Annotated in this window: 1 protein-coding gene; it reads left to right on the top strand. The window is 50.7% G+C overall.

Annotation, left to right across the window (positions count from 1 at the left end; all coding sequences use genetic code 11):
- On the top strand, positions 1 to 3,522 hold a 3,522-nt coding region (locus QUA62_RS27160), incomplete at both ends, for a cadherin-like domain-containing protein (RefSeq protein ID WP_333407960.1).

Raw genomic sequence — 3,522 nt, 5'->3', positions numbered from 1 at the left:
GCCGATGATACCGTGATGGGCGGTGACGGCAACGACCAGTGTGGAGGCGACGACGGCGACGACAGCGTGATGGGCGGTGCCGGCGACGACAGCGTGATGGGCGGTGCGGGCAAGGATACCCTCGTTACTGGCGACGGCAATGACAAGGCAGACGGCGGCGACGGCGACGACAGCGTTAGCGGCGGCGGCAACGGCGACGATACGCTGATGGGCGGCAACGGCAACGATACGCTGATGGGCGGTACTGGCAACCATACCTGTGTAGGCGGTGGTGGAGATGACGTTTATGTCGTGAGTAAACCTACCACTCCCGGCGACGGCCGTGCAGTCATCACTGACTACGAAGATGGCAAGGACAAGTTTCAGCTGCGTGGCGACTTGAAATTTACCGACTTGACGTTTGTACAAGCCGGTGACGATACCGAAATTCGGGCCAATAACGTCGCGCTGGCGCGATTGTTGAATGTCAAGGCAACGCAGATCGATGCTGGCGACTTTTTAGGAGTTGATCCTCAAACTCAAACTCCAACTCAAACTCCAACTCAAACTCCAACTCAAACTCCCACTGCGATTTTTAACCCTCCGCGACGGGAAGCTAATAAGAACGGCGTTGCTGGTTCCAGCGGCGGCGAGCAAAAAATTACTCGTGAGTTGTTGGAGTTTGTCGATGACCAGCAAGGTCCTGGCGGCATAGTCTACACGGTAACCGAGCTGCCCGATCCTACAACCGGCCAACTATTCTTTAAGGGAGTCGCCGTACAACCCGGTTCGACCTTCACTCAAGCAGACATTAACGCAGGCTTGGTAAGTTTCAAAGCTACACCAGGTTATAAGGGTCAGGCTGGTTTTGGTTTTAAAGTTAGCAACGGCAGAAATGAGTTCCCCAGCCAGCGTTTTGGCTTCACTGTCGAGACAAATGTCTTTAAGTTTGCTGGCAATACAGAAGCTAAAGTTATTGTCGGTTCTGCGACGCTGGATAACGACATCGAAGGCGGCGATGCTGGCGATAGCATTACAGGCGGTCAGGCCAACGACACAATCATCGGCGGCGGCGGCAAGGACACAGTTAAAGCCGGCGCTGGCAATGACGATATCGACAGCGGTGATGACGATGACGATATCGAAGCTGGCGCCGGCAATGACGTATTAAAAGCCGGCAAAGGTAAGGACACAGTTAAAGGTGGCGATGGCGATGACGATATCGACGGCGGCGATGACGATGACAATATCGAAGCTGGCATCGGCGATGACTCAGTAATAGGCGGTGCTGGGAATGACGTATTAACAGGAAATGAGGGCGATGACACGATCGAAGGCGGCCTAGGAACCAATACTCTAAGTGGGGGTGCTGGAAAGGATTACTTTGTTTACCTCACTTCCCGCCAAGAGGTTAAAACAGTTGCAGAAGCTGACTTTATTACTGACTTTAATGTCACTGAGGATGTTTTAGAGCTTTCTAGGGCAGCTTTTGGTAATCTCAGCGTTTCTAGCTTGACTCTACTGAACATTACTGCTACTTCTACTCCTGGGTCGATCGGCAGCGCTAATTTCCTCGACTTCACCACGGATATCACTGTTAACAGCATCGCGACTTTGCAAGCGCGGTTTGCACAGTTGGGCGGCAACACAGACGCGCCTATTTTCTGTCAGTTTATAGATGCCACTACCGGCCGTTCTGTGCTGGTATTTGCTGTTGGGGCGCGCTTTGAAATTGTGACCAGTTTCTCGGCGAGCATTCGCCTGCAAGTCAGTAACTTTGTCTTCACGGGCCCGCCACTAAATATTCCTGTCGGTACTGCTGGTGCTGACAATGTGGATTTCACCACTTCTCCGGCCCCAGTTAATTACGATGGTTTAGCAGGCGATGACAAGATTGTCGGCAGCAATTATAACGATAGCCTCAAGGGCGGCGACGGCAACGATACCATCACTGGCAGCCTCGGTTTGGATGTCATAAGCGGTGGCAGTGGTTCGGATCTGTTTGTTTACAGGACAACTAAAGAAGGCGGCGATAAAATTTCCGACTTTACAGTTGGGGTAGACAAATTCGAGTTTAGCGCGAGCGCTTTCGGCAATTTGACGACGACTAACTTTGACGCTGTGACGGGTTCAAATCCTGACATTACTGGCAAAGAGTTAGTGATTTTCACAGGCGGAAGTTATGCCTCTTTGGAAGCTGCACAAGCTAAAGCCCTGGGGAATTCTACAACTGCTGGTTTCTTCGCATTTACTAATGCCTCGAACGAGACTGTGTTGTATTTTGACTCGAACGGTACCGCAGCGGGTGGTTCTACCTTGATTGCGAATCTGGGTACGGCTGCTAGCAATCTGGGAACGGCGGACTTTGTATTTACAGGTACGATCGCCTCTTCTCCTACTGGTACTACTACCAACTCAGGCAGCGTTGCTGATTTAACTGCTGCTGGGAATACTTTCCCAAGCGACTTTAACAATTTCGGTTCTGGTGTTGGCGGTTACAACTTCACTACTCCTGTGTTATTTACCGGAGATGCGAAGGCTAACAGCGTCACTGGTACTCAGTTTGCTGACATCTTCAGCGGCGGTTCTGGTGCAGATGTTCTGGCTGGCGGTTCTGGTGCGGATCTGTTTGTTTACAAAGCAGCAGGCGAAGGCGGCGATACAATTACCGACTTTACTGTTGGGGTAGACAAATTCCAGTTTGTCAGCGGTGCTTTCGGCAATTTGACGACGACTAACTTTGACGCTGTGACGGGTTCAAATCCTGACATTACTGGTAAAGAGTTAGTGATTTTCACAGGCGGCAGTTATGCCTCTTTGGAAACTGCACAAGCTAAAGCCCTGGGCAATTCTACAACTGCTGGTTTCTTCGCATTTACTAATGCCTCGAACGAGACTGTGTTGTATTTTGACTCGAACGGTACCGCAGCGGGTGGTTCTACCTTGATTGCGAATCTGGGTACGGCTGCTAGCAATCTGGGAACGGCGGACTTTGTATTTACAGGTACGATCGCCTCTTCTCCTACTGGTACTACTACCAACTCAGGCAGCGTTGCTGATTTAACTGCTGCTGGGAATACTTTCCCAAGCGACTTTAACAATTTCGGTTCTGGTGTTGGCGGTTACAACTTCACTACTCCTGTCTTGTTTACCGGAGATGCGAAGGCTAACAGCGTCACTGGTACTCAGTTTGCTGACATCTTCAGCGGCGGTTCTGGTGCAGATGTTCTGACTGGCGGTTCTGGTGCGGATCTGTTTGTTTACAAAGCAGCAGGCGAAGGCGGCGATACAATTACCGACTTTACTGTTGGGGTAGACAAATTCCAGTTTGTCAGCGGTGCTTTCGGTAATTTGACGACGACTAACTTTGACGCTGTGACGGGTTCAAATCCTGACATTACTGGTAAAGAGTTAGTGATTTTCACAGGCGGCAGTTATGCCTCTTTGGAAACTGCACAAGCTAAAACCCTGGGCAATTCTACAACTGCTGGTTTCTTCGCATTTACTAATGCCTCGAACGAGACTGTGTTGTATTTTGACTCG

Source organism: Microcoleus sp. MON1_C1 (genome assembly GCF_036701945.1).
Taxonomy (GTDB): Bacteria; Cyanobacteriota; Cyanobacteriia; order Cyanobacteriales; family Microcoleaceae; genus Microcoleus.
The sequence above is the reverse complement of the archived record's forward strand: the minus strand, read 5'-3'. Positions and strand labels throughout refer to the sequence as shown.